Origin of the sequence: Armatimonas sp. (assembly GCF_031410135.1) — a bacterium.
In the GTDB taxonomy this organism is placed as follows: Bacteria; Armatimonadota; Armatimonadia; order Armatimonadales; family Armatimonadaceae; genus Armatimonas.
Genome location: NZ_JANNYP010000477.1, coordinates 1 through 1,447 on the forward strand (window position 1 = coordinate 1; position 1,447 = coordinate 1,447).

The 1,447-nt window shown below is 47.9% G+C and carries 1 protein-coding gene and 1 pseudogene; both read left to right on the forward strand.

What is annotated here, in order from left to right; genetic code table 11:
• Positions 1–126, forward strand: a pseudogene (locus RMO15_RS33350) (IS982 family transposase); the annotation flags it as partial.
• Between the two features lie 20 nt (positions 127–146).
• Positions 147–515: a transposase gene (locus RMO15_RS17655; protein WP_309714822.1), complete on the forward strand. Its 369-nt coding sequence runs from the start codon at positions 147–149 to the stop codon at positions 513–515.
• Positions 516–1,447 lie beyond the last annotated feature (932 nt).

Consider the following 1,447-nt stretch of genomic DNA (forward strand, 5'->3'; position numbering starts at 1 on the left):
CATACTCGCCATCGAGCAGCTTCGGGCTTCTTATGGAATCTCCTTTCTGCTTTGATTGCCTATAGTTTCTTGCCTAAAAAGCCCTCGCTCCATCTACGAGACACTAAAGGACTCACCCCGGCTTAACCCGAACTCACGTTATTTTAGTGCATCGTCAAGTCTTCCGCAACGAAGATGGCAGTGAGGGCATCCTGTATCTGGTGACGAGTGATCTGTCGCTTACCTCGGGCCAAATCGAAGCAATCTACCAGACACGGTGGAAAGTGGAAGAGTATCACAAAAGCCTCAAGAGTTGTGCTTCATTTTCAAAATCTCCCACTAAGAAGGTTCGTACTCAGAGCAATCACCTTTTTGCCTCGCTGGTGGCGTATGTCAAGTTGGAGGTATGTAAGTCTCGATGTCACATCAATCATTTTGCTCTTCGTGCTCGTCTCTACCGAGAAGCCCTCAATGCTACTTTTTCTGGCTGGCAGGAGCTACGCCAGTCGGGGCTCGCTCCTGCTATCACACTATGACTGCGTAAGTTGAGTTCCTTATTGAAGATACAGCAGCTACGCCACCCGCTCAAATAGGGTCATTCAGTTCTTTTGAATGAAGGGGGTAAATATAATGGTAAATCGGTTCTCCTGGTCTTTTGGTGAAGCAGACAAAATCGCTCATTTCGATCTTGTAGCGAGTAGCAATAGCTGGTGATAAAATCGGTGTTGACAACGGCTGTCACCCCTCCACTTCCATTCACCAAAAGGCCGGGAGAACCGGAAAATCGGACAGTCAAAAGGGCTTTTCTAAGAAATTTAGAAAGCCAAAATAGACACCATGAGAAAGCAACATAGGTCATTACACAGATTGGACTATCCCTAGAAAAGTGACGGTCAAACCCAGCAACAGATTCCCTATCGGGAGTACCAAAGTATCCTTCCTTAAAGTGCACAGCCAGTAGTAGGCTTCACCAAATATACGGAAGAACCTGGATATTCGCCGTTTCCTGAGCAGGCCCCTTCTTGCCCATTTTTGCGGGATGGGCAAGAATAGCCAACATCAATGATTGTCAGACGCCATAGACTCTGCAGACGCCACAAACTCCTCCACACACGCCACAAACTCTGACACGAGTGAAACATATGCTGGGGTAACGTACTTATCACCTCCACTCGCCAAGAACGTTTTGATGCGCCCAGTCTGGACCTCGACACCTTCATAGTTTTTGGAGGTCAGGAGGCCAGAGAGAATGTTCACATAGCACACCAGTGTGTATGCCATATGATTCCTGCGATACCAAACTCCGTCAACGTATTCTTGACTATTGAGCTTGCTCTGAAGTACAGAGATTTTCGATAGTACAGAGATTTTCGATTCGATGCTCATACTTTCCTTAGCCCCCAACCACGCTGCTTTGGGGGATCTACAACTCGGTCGCTCGCGCTGGCTCCAGGAGTGCCAGGAGGTC